The sequence below is a fragment of the Comamonas sp. FUJ_7 genome, from assembly GCF_057369555.1.
This window is the reverse complement of record NZ_JBXXZI010000014.1, coordinates 64,534-79,506: the sequence shown is the minus strand read 5'-3', so window position 1 is coordinate 79,506 and position 14,973 is coordinate 64,534. Positions and strand designations below refer to the sequence as shown.

Here is a 14,973-nt window from a genome sequence, read left to right as displayed (position 1 = left end):
CGCTTTTTTATATCCGACATCGATAAACTTCATTTCATGAAAACTCTGCTCACGGGCGGCGCTGGATATATCGGCAGCCATACCGCCATAGAACTGCTCAGCCACGGCCATGAAGTCGTCATCTTTGATAATTTCAGCAATAGCCACCCCGAGGCCATTCACCGTGTGGAGAAGATTGCGGGACGCTCCATTCCTGTGATTCAGGGAGACGTACGCGACCAAGCGGCTCTGGAGCAAGCTTTGCAGCAGCACGGCATTGACAGTGTTGTGCACTTTGCCGGAAAAAAGGCCGTGGGCGAATCGGTGGCCCAGCCAGTGGACTATTACGACAACAATGTGAACGGCACGCTGGTTTTGCTGCGTGCCATGAAAAAGCACAATGTGCGCAAGCTGGTTTTCAGCTCATCAGCCACGGTCTATGGCTCACCGCAGTATCTGCCGCTCAACGAAGAGCACCCCACCTCGGTCACCAATCCCTATGGCCGCAGCAAGCTCATGGTGGAAGAGATTCTGTCTGATCTCTACCGCTCAGACGCCCAATGGTCACTGGCCGTGCTGCGCTACTTCAACCCCATTGGCGCCCATGCCAGTGGCCTGATTGGCGAAGACCCCTCGGACATTCCCAACAACCTGCTGCCCTTCGTGGCGCAAGTTGCCGTAGGTCGCCGAGAGAGGCTGCAAATCTTCGGCGGCGACTACGACACCGTGGATGGCACAGGCGTACGTGACTACATTCACGTCGTGGATCTGGCCCGCGGCCACGTCAAAGCCCTGGAAAAGCTGGCTGGTCTGGCACAGCCCGAACTGCTGACCGTCAATCTGGGCACCGGCAACGGCTACAGTGTTCTGCAAGTTCTGCAAGCATTTGAAAAAGCCTGCGGCAAGACCCTGCCCTATGTCATTGCAGCGCGTCGCCCCGGCGATGTGGCCAGCTGCTACGCCAACCCCGAACACGCCCTGAAGACCCTGGGCTGGAAGGCCGAGCACGATCTGGACGCCATGTGTGCCGATACATGGCGCTGGCAAAGCCAGAACCCCAACGGCTATCGCACAGCCTGAGCAAAAGCAGGCACGGCCCTGGTATTACTGATGCCAGGGCAGTCCACGCTTGCGCCAGCCACCCAGCTGACCACGCTGACCGTTGGCGTCGACATCGCCTTCAAAGCCTTCGAGAATGTTATAGGCCTCTATGCCCAAGCCTGTTGCGCGCTGCGCCGCCGCGACGGAGCGAACACCGCTGCGGCAAAGCAAAACGACTTTCTTGCCTTCCGGTACGGCGGCGCGCAATTGCTCGTCAAAGCTGGCATTCGCCGCCATGCCGGGCCATTGCTTCCAGGCCACGGCAATCGCCCCTGGCACCTTGCCCACCCAGTCGCGCTCTGCATCGGTGCGCACATCGACCAGCACAGCCTCTCCAGCCTGCAGCCATTGCCAGGCCAGCTCAGCCGATACATCACCCGCGTAGCCGGTAGCGGGATGGATGGAATTGGTATTGCTCATGTCATTCCTCGTCTAGTTCGCCGCTGCTTTCTCTTTCCGGACTCCATGCGGGCAGCGGCTTGTCTTTCAACGTACTGCGCAACTGCTTCCAGTCAGGCAGAACCCCGGCCACCACGGCCCAGAACTGCGGGCTGTGGTCCATGTGGTGCAAGTGTGCAAGCTCATGCACCACTACGTAATCAATGATCCGCGGACTGTGCTGCATCAGCCGCCAATTCAGGCGGATGACACCTTCGCTGTTGGCGCTTCCCCATCGAGTCGCAGCACTGCTCAAGCGAAGTGCATTCCAGCGCACCCCTACCAGTGGAGCAAAGTGCAGCAAACGAGCCGTGAAATGCGTGCGCGCCTCGCGCAGTATCCACGCTTGCACGCTAGCACGCACCTGAGCCTCGGATGCCTGTTCATCCAACGGCAAGTGCAGGCGTTGTGAGCCATCGGCTCTCTGCTCCCGATGCACCTGGCGCGTGCGCAGCGGCTGCAAGACATCTCCCGTCAGTCGCAGCGCCATGGGCTGGCCCAAGTAGTCAAGCACACCGCCATCTTGCCAATGAATTCGCGCCTCTTGCCGGATACTCTGACGCTGAGCAGCTTCCTGCAGCTTGCGCACAATCCACCCAGACTTGGTCTGCAGGGCAGATTCAATGCTACCCATGGTGGCCCACTGTGGTGCCGTCACCTCCAGCCCTTTAGGCCCTATGCTGAAGCCAATACTGCGGCGTGTTGAACGGCGCAGGCAGTACGCCACCTCATGCTTCTGCAACTGAGCCCGATGCGTCGCGTTCGGATGGCTCAGCAATTCTGGTTTTTTTGCACCTATTTCAATAGCTAAATCCCCAGACCTAACAAGCGCTAAAGCCGTTTTTTCATCAGAACCTGCCATGTTCTGACTTTGATGCTCCCCAAATCTGGAGGAGCCTCCTCGCTGGCGCTTGCGTGGGATCAAACCTCCTAGCCCATCCTCGACCTGAGGCGGAACCAGCCATCGCCAGGCTTGCTGCAAGGAATCACCTGCGGACATGGGGCGACCTTGGTTTAGTCGCGATATGCCTCGGGATCCAGGCGGTGCATTTCCGACTCAATCCAGGCCTCGACCTCGGCCATCAGCTCATCATGTTTGCGACCCTTGGAGGCAATAGGCTTGCCAATGGACACATCAACCACACCGGGCTTTTTGACAAAAGCCTTGCGGGGCCAACACTTGGCCGATGTCACTGCAATCGGTACCACTGGTGCGCCCGTCATGATGGCCAGGCGAGTGGCTCCGGTCTTGTACTCACCCCTTTCGCCACGGTCTACGCGTGTGCCTTCTGGAAACATGATGACCCAGGTGCCTTCATCCAGCAGACGCTTACCCTGCTCCACCAGCTTGTGAAAAGCGCGCGAGCCATGGGCACGATCGATGTGGATCATGTCTAGCGCACCAATCGACCAGCCGAAGAAAGGAACTTTCAGCAGCTCTTTCTTGAACACATAGGCCAGGGGGCGAGGCATGATGGCCGGCATCAGAAAGGTTTCATAGGTGGACTGGTGCTTGACCAGCAGCACCACACCTTGCTTGGGATCCGCAGGCAGATTCTCCATGCCCTGCACTCTGTACTGAACGCCCATGATGATCTTGGCGCTGTCCACCGAGAGCTTGAGCCAGGCACGAGCTACGCGATACGTCTTGAGCGTAGAGCCTCCGAACCACTTGGTCAGCAGCACGGCCATGGTATAGGGAATGACAGTAACGACCATCCACAACATGTGAAGAACGGAGCGAATCAGAGACATGGCAGCAATCGAATGAAGAGGCCCAACCTCTCAGGCTGGCCTATGAATTTGGCACAAACGTCAGCAAGAAACATAGCAGCTAGCGCTGCACTGTCTTGCCGTTGAGGCTATTTTGACCTGAAACCCGGCTTCAATGTGAAGCAGAGACTCCTGGAGCTACGCCTTGAGCATCATCGTCATCACTCAAAGGCAGCAACATGTTCACCACGGCCTCCAGGTCAGGATAGCGCTCACAGCCCTCGGGCAGGTCTGCATCGCTGCAGCATTCCGGCCGGGCGGTGGACTCCACAAAAACCAGATGAGCCCCGAGAGCCTTACCTGCCTGCAAATGTTCGACCCCACTGCCTATGGCCCAGATCTCATGTCCCTCTGCGCCATAGCGATCGGCAATTTGCTCAAACAATGCGGGCCCTGGCTTGCGGCACGCACACTCTTCGTCGCTGGCGTGGGGGCAGAAGAAAACCGCTTCGACTCTGGCACCTACGGCTGCCAGTTCCCTGTGCATCTTGGCATGTACGGCATTGAGCTCAATCACGTCAAACAGCCCGCGCCCCAAGCCTGGCTGGTTGGTCACAATCACCACATGCCAGCCCGCGCGGTTCAGGCGCGAAACCGCCTCCAGCGCACTGGGAACTGCCACCCATTGCTCGGGGTGGGCAATAAAGCCTTGCGCACTCCACTGGTTCAGAGTGCCATCACGATCCAGAATTGCAATCTTCATGAAAGTGCCAGTAGTCAGGGACAGAAAAAAGCCCGCTTACCTCGAGGCCAAGCGGGCTTGCGATCCATGCAGGAGCTCTTACTGACCTTCCCAGCGCTTGAGCACCAGGGAGGCGTTGGTGCCACCAAAGCCAAAGCTGTTGGACAGAACCGTTTTCAGCTCGGCATCGCGGGTCTTGGTGACCAGCGGCATATCGCCCAGCAGAGGATCGGGGGTTTCCACGTTGGCTGAGCCTGCGATGAAGCCCTTGTTCAGCATGATCAGGCAGTAGATGGCTTCCTGAACACCGGTGGCGCCCAGCGAGTGGCCGGTCAGCGACTTGGTGGACGAGAAAGGCGGCACCTTGTCGCCAAACAATGACTGCATGGCACGCACTTCCTGCATATCGCCCACGGGGGTTGATGTGCCGTGCGTGTTGATGTAGTCGATGGGAGCATCCACGGTTTCCATGGCCTGCTTCATGCAGGCAATGGCGCCGTCACCCGAGGGGGCCACCATGTCTTCGCCGTCACTGGTAGCACCAAAGCCCACCACTTCGGCCAGGATGTTGGCACCGCGCGCCAGAGCATGCTCCAGACTTTCCAGCACCACCGCACCACCGCCGCCGGCGATCACAAAACCGTCGCGGTTGGCGTCATAGGCGCGGGATGCCTTCTCGGGCGTTTCGTTGTACTTGCTGGACATGGCACCCATGCCATCAAACAGCAGCGACATGCCCCAGGACAGCTCTTCGCCGCCGCCAGCAAACATCACGTCCTGCATGCCCCAGGCGATCTGCTGGGCCGCAGCTCCAATGCAATGGGCCGAGGTGGAGCAGGCCGAGGTGATGGAGTAGTTGATGCCCTTGACCTTGAAGTTGGTTGCCAAGCAGGCAGAGACGGTGGAGCTCATGCAACGCGTGACCTGGTACGGTCCCACGCGGCGAATGCCCTTTTCGCGCAGCGTGTCGGCTGCTTCGATCTGGTTGGCCGGCGAGCCGCCGCCCGAACCCATGATCAGACCTGTGCGCGGGTTGGACACCATCTCGGGCGTCAAACCAGCTTGTGCAATGGCGTCTTCCAGCGCGATCTGCGAATAAGCCGCAGCATCGCCCATGAAACGCAGTTGCTTGCGGTCAATGCGCGCTTCGACATCGATCTCAGGAATGCCAGCCACCTGCGAGCGCATGCCCAGCTCGGTGAACTGGGACATGGCCTTGATGCCGCTGCGGCTCTCGCGCAGCGAGGCCTCCACAGTGGCCAGATCGTTGCCGATGCACGAGACAATACCCGCGCCGGTGATCACTACCCGCTTCTTGCTCATGCTGCCGTTCCCTTGGCATCACCTTCGCGCAGAAAAAGGCCCACGCGCAGATCATTGGCCACGTAGATTTCCTTGCCATCGGCCAGCAGGCGTGCGTCGCCAATGGCCATGTTCAGCTTGCGCTTGATCACTCGCTTGATATCAATTTCATATGTCACGAGTTTGACGTCGGGGCCCACTTCACCGGTGAACTTGACTTCGCCCGCACCCAGAGCGCGGCCACGGCCGGGCAGGCGCAGCCAGGTCAGGTAAAAACCAATCAGCTGCCACATGGCATCCAGACCCAGGCAACCGGGCATGACGGGGTCGCCCTGGAAGTGGCAGTCAAAGAACCACAGATCGGGCTTGACGTCCAGTTCGGCAACAATCTTGCCCAAACCATGGGCGCCGCCGTCTTCGGAAATGTGTGTGATGCGATCAAACATCAGCATGGGTGGCAGGGGCAGACGGCCGCTATCGGCGCCAAACAGCTTGCCTTCACCGGAGGCGATCAGTTGTTCGTAGGAAAAAGATTCAGCCATTTACTCAAATGCTCCACGGCAGCCCGCAGGAGCTACCTGTTACTTTATTGGGGGATCTGCAACTCACACCCAGCGGGGCGGTACAACCGGGCATTATCAAGGCTGACGCACATGGCCAGCCCACAATACCCATGATCAGGCCCAAAACTCTGCCACAAATGTGGCAAACCCTGAGGCCTGTCTACTATTTCCCGTTAGCTGGCTACGCTATAAGCCAGCTCTCAGCGCTTGCGCCCGCGCAGCCAAGCCACAGCACAAACTAGCAGGCACAGCACGGTCAGCGGCACCAGCCCCAGAGCATGCACCCAGCGGGCATAAGGTGTTAACCCGTCTCGCCCCTTTACATGCCCCTGCAGCACAGCGCGTTCAAACGGCGTCAGTGCACTGACCACCTGTCCTTTGTGATCGATCACCACGGTAGCTCCGGTATTCGTGGCACGCAGCATGGGCCGCTCGAACTCCAACGCACGCATGCGGCTGATGGATAGATGCTGATCAATGGCGACCGTGTCGCCAAACCAGCCAATATTGCTGAGATTGACCAGCACGGTGGGAGCCGTCCCCGCATTGCCGAAATGGGCTGCCAGCTCTTCGCCAAACAAGTCTTCGTAGCAGATATTGGGCGATAGCCGCTCACCAGCCCAGCTCATGGAAGGCTGGCCCAGCTCACCGCGATTGAAATCCCCCAGAGGGATGTTCATCATCTCGGTGAACCAGCGGAACATCGGGGGAATGAATTCACCAAACGGCACCAGGTGATGCTTGTCATATTGATAAGGCTGAGCCTGCCCGGGCAGCCAGCCCTCTACCGTATTGGTAAAGCCGTCGTCCCAGTTACCCAGCGGAATGCCCACCAGAGCCGCCCGGCCAGAATCCTGAGCAACAAATGGTGCACGCACAAAGTCCATATATTCTTGCGGCAGTTGCTGAGGCAGCAAAGGGATCGCGGTCTCGGGAGCCACCACCAGCTGGGCCTTGGAATCATGCAACTGCTGGGCATACCAGCGAAGCGCGACGGCCACCCCCGAGCCCATCTCAAATTTTTCATCCTGCGGAATATTGCCCTGCAGCAGCTCCACACTCATGCCGGGTTGCTGACTGGGCGCATCCACCGCCGTATCACGCGCCCACCACAGGCCGCTCCAAGCCAGAGCCAGTGATAGCAGGCCTGCCTGCGCAGGTTTGAAATCCAGTACTTGCTGCCGAGTCTGCGCACGCCATGCCAGCAGTGCCAGGCAGGCCGCCACCCAGGCCGCTATCAGTCCCGTGCCATACACGCCAATCCAGCGCGGCAGCACTGACAGCGGACCTTCTACATGGGCATAGCCGCTCGCGCCCCAGGGGAAGCCCGTCCACAGCCAGCCACGGCCCAGCTCAGCCAAAGTCCACAGGGCAGCAAAAACCATAGCTGACAGCGTTGATGGGGTCTGCGTTAGACGCCTAAAACACCATGAAGCCACTGCGTAATAGCTGCCCAGAAAGGCCGCCAGCGCCAGCACGGCAGCCACGGCCAGTGGTGCCGCCAGCCCTCCATAGGTGTGCATGGAGATAAACAGCCACCAGAAAGTTCCGGTCAGCCAGGCCGTTCCAAACAGCCATGCCTGGCCTGCCGCCTGCCGTGCACTGCGGGCAGCAAGCAAGGCATAAGCCAGCGCTGCCAGCGACAGAATCTGCAGCCACCACAGAGGGCGGCCATAGCCCCCCACCAGCGTCAGCCAGCCGTCGCCTTGCCCGCGCGCCCAGGGCCAGGCCAGGGAAAATGCCTGCAGGCAACCCGCCACCCCAACAGCCAGCCAGCTCATCCAGCCAGGCAAAGAGGAGCCGCTATTCCGTGTTGTCGCAGAGGTCATGGTCATGGCAAATCGAAAGGCCCTCACAAAACACCCAACCGGCTGGTTGGGTGAATTCGGGCATACGAGGTATCAGCAAGAGTCATTCGGCCAGGATACCTAGCGGGTATTTCTATCGTCTATCGACAGAGCACCATACCTTAAGCCGTATTGACGTCAATCGTGATCAGTTACGCACCAGGCTGTCGGGCGAGGGGTCACGCACCACCTTGAACCAGCGCACGGCACCGCCCTTGGTGTGAAGCACCGTGAACTCCAGTCCTCCCAGGTGAATCTGCTCACCCCGTTTCGGCACATGGCCCATTTCATGCGCAATCAGGCCACCTATGGTGTCGAACTCTTCGTGGGGGTCGCTGGCGTGCAGGGTCGTTTCAAACTCCTGGCTCACATGCTCAATGGTGGCATCCCCTGCCACACGGTAGCTGTTGTCGGCCAGAGCAAAGATATCGCCCTCATCTTCGGGGATATCAAACTCGTCCTCAATCTCGCCCACGATTTCTTCGAGAACGTCTTCAATCGTCACCAGACCGGCCACACGCCCGAACTCGTCGATGACGATGGCCAGATGATTGCGATTGGCTCGAAACTCGCGCAGCAAATCGTTCAGGCCCTTGCTCTCGGGCACAAAGACCGCCGAGCGCACCAGTGCACGGATATTGAGAGTGGGAGAGCGCTGCAGCTTGAGCAAATCCTTGGCCATGAGAATGCCAATGATGTTCTCGCGCTCGCCCTGGTACACCGGAAAGCGCGAATGCGCCGTGGTCAGCACCTGGTGCAGGATTTCTTCATACGGAGCGTCGATATTGATGAGATCCATGCGTGGCGCAGCCACCATGACTTCTCCGGCGCTCATATCAGCCATGCGAATCACGCGCTCCAGCATGACGCGAGATTCGGTGCCGATGACCTGGTTGTCTTCGGCTTCAGCCAGGGTTTCAATCAGTTCATCCGGAGACTCTGGTGCCGGATGAATGAACTCAGCCACCTTTTGCAGGAAGCTTCGCTTGTCTTCCTTTTCAGGAAGTCGCGCAGGATGGGGGTCAGACACTGTCTTGGAATGCAGGACGTGCGGTAGTCAAACAAGTCCCTAAGAATAACGGATTGTTTTGACAAATGGCTTGCGAAACTTCAAAAGCCATGATCGCCCATGCGAGTGCCAACAACATTAACATCGCAGGTCATTTGATTTGATAGCTGTCTGCGCTTGGCTGTATTAGGCTAAAGCCTTAAAGGCTTGAAATTTCAGCTCACTCACCCGACTGGTGGCGACCTTCTTGCACGCCCTTGCGCACTTCCTGCACGCCGGCCAGAAACGTCCAGAAATTGACGGCCTGCTTTTTGAGCTGGTAGTCCATCTCCCCCAAGTGCTCGGTCACCAACTCGCTCACATGGGTCTCAAAGTCTGCAGGCGGCAGCTCCAGGTAAGCCTCGGACTCCGAGCCATCGCGCTGCACCGTGGCTCCGGCATTGCGCGCAATCTTGAGCATGGCCGTGTTCTCGGACAGAGCGTGAATGAACATCATGCTCACATTCTTGCTGCGCGCATGCAGCACGGCACGCTCGAACAAACGTGCGCCCAAGCCCTTGCCTCTGGCGGTTTTGAGCACCGAGACGCCAAACTCTGAGCACTTCTCATGCTCGGGATGACCGGCAAAAGCCAGGTGCGCCATGGCGATCAGCTCCAGGCGGCGATTGAAGATACCGAAGATGTCATCGCGCTCGAAGTCGAGCTGCTCTACATAGCGGCTGACTTGCTCATCACTGGCGGCATAACCAAAGCGCAGATAGCGATCACGCGCATCGAGCTTGAGCAGGTGCTTGGTGATGCGGTCACGATGACGCGGACTCAGCGTACGAATAGGCACCAAGGCCGGCGAGCGGCGCTCGGAGCCATGTGTCTTTCCCATGTCTCTTAACCAGCCGGAGCCAGCCTGCCAGGGCGATTTCAACCAGTCTTTGGAGATATTCATGCTCTGAAATATAGGTAAAAACCCGATGTTTCACAAGCCGTATGTTGCATTGCAACAATTTTGTAAGGATTTTCCGTTAATTCAACACCTTAAGCCATTGCCCAGATCAAACCATGGCCCAAACGGGCCAGCCATGCGGCTCCATGACGCCTTGTGCACCCGTTTACAGCGGCACTGCTGTAGTGACCTTGACACGGTCCATCACAAAGCTGGTCTTGCAGTCCTGCACGCTAGGGTGCTTGAGCAGCGTATCCATGATGAAGCGACTGTAGTGCTGCATATCGGCCACAACGACGCGTAGCAAATAGTCCATCTCCCCTGTCAGCGAGACACACTCCACCACCTCGGGCCAGGTCTGCACGCTGGCGCGGAACACATCCATGGGGTTGCGCTTGCTGGTTTCGGTGTATTTTTCCAGGCGCACATTGATGTAGGCCGTCAGTCCCAGACCCACGGTTTCGGGTTGCACCAGGGCCACATAACGGTCAATGACACCGTTTTCTTCCAGGCGCTTGACCCGGCGCAGCACGGCGCTGGGAGACAGACCAACCTGCTCTCCGATCACGTCATAGGTTTCTCGGCCATTGGCCTGCAATCGGCGCAAAATCGCCTTATCCAGTTTGTCGATAGTGTGCATTGGGCTCATGGCGGCAGATTATAAAAACAGCGCAATTTTTCTTCAGGGTTAACCCTTGATAACCATTTAAATTGCATGAATTTGAATTTCCACGCAATTTAAATGCTTTCAACGGTTTTCAGGCAAGGCATTTTTGCATGAAGTTTGCCTGCAGCCTGTCCTACAGTGACTCCATCGTCGACACCTGTTCTTCATGTGTTGTACCCCTAACGATGGAGACCTCTGCCATGAACGCCCCCCTGCCTCAAAACAACGCCAGCCAATTCCAGACTTGGGACAACCCCATGGGCACGGACGGCTTCGAGTTTGTTGAATACGCCGCCCCCGATCCCGTCGCCATGGGTCAGCTGTTTGAGCGCATGGGCTTCACCGCCATCGCCAAGCACCGTCGCAAAAACGTGACCCTTTATCGCCAGGGCGAGATCAACTTCATCATCAACGCCGAGCCCGACAGCTTTGCCCAGCGCTTTGCACGTCTGCACGGCCCCAGCGTCTGCGCCATCGCCGTGCGCGTCAATGACGCCAAGTACGCCTATGAACGCGCCACCTCTCTGGGTGCCTGGGGCTATGCCCAGCAGGCCGCTCCCGGTGAGTTGAGCATTCCGGCCATCAAAGGCATTGGCGACTCTCTGATCTACTTCATCGACAAATGGCGCGGCAAGAACGGCGCCAAGGACGGCGATCTGGGCAACATCAGCTTCTTCGACGTGGATTTCGAGCCGCTGCCCGGCGCCGAGCTGCACCCCGAAGGCCTGGGCCTGACCTATATTGATCACCTCACAAACAACGTCTATCGCGGTCGCATGGCCGAGCTGGCCGACTTCTACGAGCGCATCTTCAACTTCCGCGAAATCCGCTACTTCGACATTGAAGGACAAGCCACAGGCGTCAAGAGCAAGGCCATGACCAGCCCCTGCGGCAAGATCCGCATTCCCATCAACGAGGAAGGCAACGACAAGGCCGGCCAGATTCAGGAATATCTGGATATGTACAAGGGCGAGGGCATTCAGCACATTGCGCTGGGCTCCACCAATCTGTACGACACCGTGGACGGGCTGCAGATGAACGGCATCAAGCTGCTCAACACCAGCGAGACCTATTACGAGCTGCTACCCAAGCGCATTCCCAATCTGCAGGAGCCTATTCCCGAGCTGATGGCGCGCAACATTCTGGTCGACGGCGCACCGGACGAGCTGCTGCTGCAGATCTTCAGCGAAAACCAGCTGGGCCCCATCTTCTTCGAGTTCATCCAGCGCAAGGGCAATAGCGGCTTTGGCGAGGGCAACTTCAAGGCGCTGTTCGAGACCATGGAGCTCGACCAGATGCGCCGCGGCGTGCTCAAGACCTGAGCGCATCGAGCACGCAGGATCTCCCATGCGCCGCACCCGCCCTTCCAATCCCAGCGTCACCGCTTGCGGCATGGGCATGACGGGCTGGCGCGGGGCTGGTCACACTTGGTGGAATTTTCCCCCACCATTCGGGCAAAAACCAACGCTTACGATTCCGCCAAACGGACCATGTAAGCGGCTTTTCCCCTGCCTATACTTGCTGGCATTCTGGCGTGCTGCATGGTCCTGTTCTGTGCAGCGCGGCCATCTCTCTCAGTGCCAGGAAGAATCTCGTGTCGCAAGCCTCTGCCCCCATCGCTACAACCGCCAAGGTTTGCCAGGCGTGGGAATCGACGCAGCCCCCCCAGCCCCCCGCACTCTCTCGCCGCAAGCTGTTATCACTGGCTGCAGCATCAGCTACCCCTTTGATAGCTACCAGCGCTTACTCATCAAAAGCTGGAGGCAGTTTTCAGCCCAATGCAGCCGCCAGCCGCGGCGAGCTGTCATTGGTGGTGCCCTATCCGGCGGCAGGTCCACTGGATCGCATTGCACGCAGGCTCACCCAGCAGACAGCGGGCGTGGGACGCATCCAGGTGATGAATGTGCCCAGCGAGAGCGGTGCTGCAGGCCCGGCCCTGGTCTCCAGAGCAGGAGCACGCGATCCCATGCTGCTGATGGGTGCCGTGGGCACTCTGGCCATTCTTCCCTGGCTAAATCCTCAGATTCCCTACGATCCACTGCGCGACTTTCAGCCACTGACGCTGGTCGCCCATATGCCTCATGTGCTGGTCATGCGCAGCGAGCTGGCTTTGCAATGGCGCATCTATGGCCCCGAAGATTTGCTGCGCGTCATGGCCAAGCAGCGCCAGTCTTTGCGCTACGCATCGGCAGGCAGGGGCACCATCGGGCATATCGCGGGTCAGTGGTTTCAATCGCTGACGCAGGCCCCACTCCAGCATCTGCCTTTTTCCGGCATTCGTCCTGCACTTTCTGCGGTTCTCGAGGGGTCTGCCGACCTGATGTTCGACAACATTGCATCGGCCCTGCCTCATATTCGCGCCGGACGACTCAAAGCCATTGGCGTCACTTCCTCCAAGCCACCACCTGCCTTGCCCCATGTACCCAGCTTGGGCGACAGCGTGCAAGGGCTGAATCTGACTACCTGGTTTGGCCTGTTTGCCACGGCAGGCATTACGGACGCGCAGGCCAGGCACTGGTCCAACGCCTTTGCGCAGGCGCTACAAGCGCCCCAGATGCAGCAATACTTGGACTCCATGGGCGTGATTCGCGCCGATCTGCGTCTGCAGGATTTTTCCCGATTTGTGCAGCAAGAGCACAGTCACTACGGCAAGTTGCTCAAGGCCCATCAACTGCTGGGCTCCACAGGCCCGCTACCGAATTTATTCGCTTAACACCCCTGCAGCAGTCCTGCGCGTTTCTATACTTTCGGCTTCCTTTTTTACCCTGGCTTTCTTGGAATCCGTCTGTGAAACGTTCGCTGTTGCTTGCTACCCTGCTGTCTGCCTCGTCCTTGTGCGCGTACGCACAAAATGCCGCCCAGTCCCTTTCTTTTGTGGTGCCCTATCCCGCTGGCGGTCCGCTTCATACATCGGCACAGTTGCTGGCTGACGGAGCTCAGCAGAACCTGGGGAATATCACCGTCGTCAACAAGCCAGGAGCCGGTGGCGCCACAGGCGTTGAATGGGTGGCCAAAGCCAAGCCGCAAGACAACCTGGTCGTCATGGGAGCCGTGGCCACACATGCCGTGCTCCCGCACCTGGGCAATGCGCTCGGCTATGACATCGACAAGGACTTCAAGCCTTTGCTGCTGGTCGCCCGCGTGCCTAACGTGCTGGTGATGAGCAAGGAGCGCGCCGAGCAGCTGAACCTGCAATCCACCAGTGACCTGGTGGCCTACGCCAAGGCCAACCCCGATACGCTGAAAATCGGCTCTGCAGGCAAGGGCAGCATCGGCCATATCGCCGGTGAGATGTTCAAATCGCTGGCCAATCTGCGCATGAGCAATCAGCTCTACGAAGGGGCCTCCGCCACCCAGAAAGCCTTGCTCAATGGCGAGGTAGACATGGTGTTTGACAACCTGGCATCGGCATTGCCCTTGATTGAATCCGGCAAGCTGCAGGCGCTGTCCGTCACCACCTTGGGGCGCAATGTGGCATTGCCCAAAACTCCGCCTATGAACGATGCGGTGCCGGGTTTCGACGTCACAACCTGGTTTGGCGTTTTTGCCCCGGCCAGCCTGCCCGACAAGGATGCGCAGAAGTATGTGCAGGCATTTCAAACCGCACTCAGTGAGCCGAAATATCGCGCCCAGTACCAAAAGATGGGCATTGCCCCTGAGGACATGCGACTGAAGGAGTTTTCCGAATTTGTGAAACGCGAAAACCGCAAATTTCAGTTTCTGATCAGCGCCACCAAAATCAAGACCAGATAAGCCCCTGTACGCGGGGGACAGCTGCGTCGGCCTTCATCCACCAAGGAGCACATGATGGGACCCGTTCCTGTTGTTTACGGTCAGTCCGAACGACCACCCCGCGGCGACTACAGCCGGGCCAGCGCAGACTACACCTGCGCTCAGGACTACGCGGCCTATACTGAGGCCGAGCACGACACCTACAAACGCCTGTATGAGCGTCAGTGCGCCTTGCTGCCGGGTCGTGCCAGCCGGCATTTCATCGATGCCCTGCCCTCGCTGGGTGCCAAGGATCGCATTCCGCGCTTCGAGGAGGTCAACGAGCGCCTGTTCAAGGCCACGGGCTGGGAGATCGTGGGCGTTCCGGGTCTGATTCCCGAAGTGCCTTTCTTCTCGCTGCTGGCCCAGCGCAAATTCCCTGTCACAGACTGGATTCGCAAGCCCGAGGAGTTCGAGTACATCGTCGAGCCCGACATTTTTCACGACCTCTTTGGCCATGTACCCCTGCTCTTCAACCCCGTCATGGCCGACTTCATCCAGGCCTACGGACAAGGCGGCCTGAAAGCCTCAGAGCTGGGCGCCTGCGAAATGCTCTCGCGCCTGTACTGGTACACGGTGGAGTTCGGACTGATTCGTGAGGACGGAGGCATGCGAGCCTACGGCGCCGGCATTCTCAGCTCGGTGGGTGAGCTGGAATACAGCGTCAACAGCCCCCAGCCGCAGCGCCTGCCGCTGCAGCTGGAGCGCGCCATGCGCACGCTCTACAAGATCGATACCTACCAGCAAAGCTATTTCGTCATCGACCACATGCAGCAGTTGCTGGACATGGCAACTACCGACTTTGCTCCGCTTTACTCCCGGCTCCAGCAGCTTCCCACCATTGCGGCCAACGAGTTGCTGCCTGGCGAGACACGTTTGTAAAAATCAAGTCTTTTACGGC

General features: G+C 58.7%; 15 protein-coding genes. 5 read left to right on the top strand and 10 right to left on the bottom strand.

The window, feature by feature from the left end; genetic code table 11:
- Window positions 1–36 precede the first annotated feature (36 nt).
- On the top strand, window positions 37–1,059 hold the full coding sequence (gene galE, locus AC2I9W_RS16840) for a UDP-glucose 4-epimerase GalE (RefSeq protein WP_486411071.1): 1,023 nt from the start codon (window positions 37–39) through the stop codon (window positions 1,057–1,059).
- Window positions 1,060–1,083: 24 nt separating this feature from the next.
- Here the strand turns inward: galE and AC2I9W_RS16835 are convergent, their stop codons facing one another.
- From AC2I9W_RS16835 to AC2I9W_RS16790, 10 genes are all read right to left on the bottom strand, one after another.
- Window positions 1,084–1,500 (bottom strand): rhodanese-like domain-containing protein, encoded by a 417-nt coding sequence (locus tag AC2I9W_RS16835; RefSeq protein WP_486411070.1) that lies wholly within the window; start codon window positions 1,498–1,500, stop codon window positions 1,084–1,086.
- 1 nt (window position 1,501) lies between these two features.
- On the bottom strand, window positions 1,502–2,518 hold the full coding sequence (locus AC2I9W_RS16830; RefSeq protein ID WP_486411069.1) for a M48 family metallopeptidase: 1,017 nt from the start codon (window positions 2,516–2,518) through the stop codon (window positions 1,502–1,504).
- A 14-nt stretch (window positions 2,519–2,532) separates the two neighbouring features.
- The gene (locus AC2I9W_RS16825; protein ID WP_486411068.1) at window positions 2,533–3,273 is read right to left on the bottom strand and encodes a lysophospholipid acyltransferase family protein; all 741 of its coding nucleotides are present in this window, start codon (window positions 3,271–3,273) and stop codon (window positions 2,533–2,535) included.
- Between the two features lie 130 nt (window positions 3,274–3,403).
- Window positions 3,404–3,994 carry a D-glycero-alpha-D-manno-heptose-1,7-bisphosphate 7-phosphatase gene (locus AC2I9W_RS16820; protein WP_486411067.1) on the bottom strand — a complete coding sequence of 197 codons (591 nt, stop codon included), beginning with the start codon at window positions 3,992–3,994 and terminating at the stop codon, window positions 3,404–3,406.
- A 78-nt stretch (window positions 3,995–4,072) separates the two neighbouring features.
- The gene (gene fabB / locus AC2I9W_RS16815; RefSeq protein WP_486411066.1) at window positions 4,073–5,296 is read right to left on the bottom strand and encodes a beta-ketoacyl-ACP synthase I; all 1,224 of its coding nucleotides are present in this window, start codon (window positions 5,294–5,296) and stop codon (window positions 4,073–4,075) included.
- Window positions 5,293–5,817 (bottom strand): bifunctional 3-hydroxydecanoyl-ACP dehydratase/trans-2-decenoyl-ACP isomerase, encoded by a 525-nt coding sequence (gene fabA / locus AC2I9W_RS16810; protein ID WP_003068017.1) that lies wholly within the window; start codon window positions 5,815–5,817, stop codon window positions 5,293–5,295. Before fabA ends, fabB begins: the two co-directional genes overlap by 4 nt.
- Before the next feature lie 221 nt (window positions 5,818–6,038).
- Window positions 6,039–7,667, bottom strand: coding sequence for an apolipoprotein N-acyltransferase (lnt, locus tag AC2I9W_RS16805; RefSeq protein WP_486411076.1), 1,629 nt, complete (start codon window positions 7,665–7,667; stop codon window positions 6,039–6,041).
- Window positions 7,668–7,833: 166 nt separating this feature from the next.
- Window positions 7,834–8,715 (bottom strand): CorC family transporter, encoded by an 882-nt coding sequence (locus AC2I9W_RS16800; protein WP_486411065.1) that lies wholly within the window; start codon window positions 8,713–8,715, stop codon window positions 7,834–7,836.
- 199 nt (window positions 8,716–8,914) lie between these two features.
- Window positions 8,915–9,637, bottom strand: a complete 723-nt coding sequence (locus AC2I9W_RS16795; RefSeq protein WP_486411064.1) for a GNAT family N-acetyltransferase — start codon at window positions 9,635–9,637, stop codon at window positions 8,915–8,917.
- 163 nt (window positions 9,638–9,800) lie between these two features.
- Window positions 9,801–10,283, bottom strand: a complete 483-nt coding sequence (locus tag AC2I9W_RS16790) for an Lrp/AsnC family transcriptional regulator (protein ID WP_003050977.1) — start codon at window positions 10,281–10,283, stop codon at window positions 9,801–9,803.
- Window positions 10,284–10,501: 218 nt separating this feature from the next.
- Here AC2I9W_RS16790 and hppD point away from each other — a divergent pair, with 218 nt between their 5' ends.
- The 4 genes from hppD (at window position 10,502) to phhA (ending at window position 14,954) form a co-directional block, all read left to right on the top strand.
- A complete protein-coding gene (gene hppD, locus AC2I9W_RS16785) occupies window positions 10,502–11,623 on the top strand; it encodes a 4-hydroxyphenylpyruvate dioxygenase (protein WP_486411063.1) in 1,122 nt (373 codons plus the stop codon).
- A gap of 272 nt (window positions 11,624–11,895) precedes the next feature.
- Entirely contained in the window at window positions 11,896–13,014 is a 1,119-nt protein-coding gene (locus AC2I9W_RS16780; protein WP_486411062.1) for a Bug family tripartite tricarboxylate transporter substrate binding protein, read from the top strand.
- A gap of 74 nt (window positions 13,015–13,088) precedes the next feature.
- On the top strand, window positions 13,089–14,054 hold the full coding sequence (locus tag AC2I9W_RS16775; RefSeq protein ID WP_486411061.1) for a Bug family tripartite tricarboxylate transporter substrate binding protein: 966 nt from the start codon (window positions 13,089–13,091) through the stop codon (window positions 14,052–14,054).
- 54 nt (window positions 14,055–14,108) lie between these two features.
- Window positions 14,109–14,954 (top strand): phenylalanine 4-monooxygenase, encoded by an 846-nt coding sequence (phhA, locus tag AC2I9W_RS16770; RefSeq protein WP_486411060.1) that lies wholly within the window; start codon window positions 14,109–14,111, stop codon window positions 14,952–14,954.
- Window positions 14,955–14,973: the final 19 nt, after the last annotated feature.